Origin of the sequence: Microtetraspora sp. AC03309, from assembly GCF_020826795.1 — a bacterium.
In the GTDB taxonomy this organism is placed as follows: Bacteria; Actinomycetota; Actinomycetes; order Streptosporangiales; family Streptosporangiaceae; genus Microtetraspora; species Microtetraspora glauca.
The window spans coordinates 1-392 of record NZ_JADDIL010000619.1; the positions used below are offsets into that span (position 1 = coordinate 1).

Annotated in this window: 1 protein-coding gene; it reads right to left on the reverse strand. The window is 66.1% G+C overall.

Annotated features, from left to right (window positions below):
* Positions 1 to 378 (reverse strand): hypothetical protein (locus IMZ11_RS44640; RefSeq protein ID WP_228649867.1); only part of this gene is annotated, 378 nt, incomplete at its 3' end.
* Between the last annotated feature and the right edge of the window lie 14 nt (positions 379 to 392).

Below are 392 nucleotides of genomic sequence, written 5' to 3' on the forward strand. Positions count from 1 at the left end.
CTGCAGCACCGGCCGTGCCGCCTGACCGAGCACCGCCGTCCACGGCACCACGTAGCCCAGCACCATCCACGCCACCCATCCGGTCGCCAAGAGCCCGAACGCCGGCCCGTAATGACCGTCAGCGGCCAATCTGGTGCCCACCACACACGTCGCCGCCACGAACGTGAACATGGCGAAACCCCGTCGCGGATCGGTCAGATCAGCCATGAACTCCCGGCGAGAGGTAACGGTCCGGATGACGGTCAGCGCGACCAGCACCACATAGGCGGCCGCCGCAACCCACAACAGCACCACCGAAACCGCATGGGCGCGGTGGTAAGTCATGGCGATGGACATGATGCCGGTGGCCATTACGAGGGCGAAGTAACCCGGATGCAGGGTGCGTACTGCCT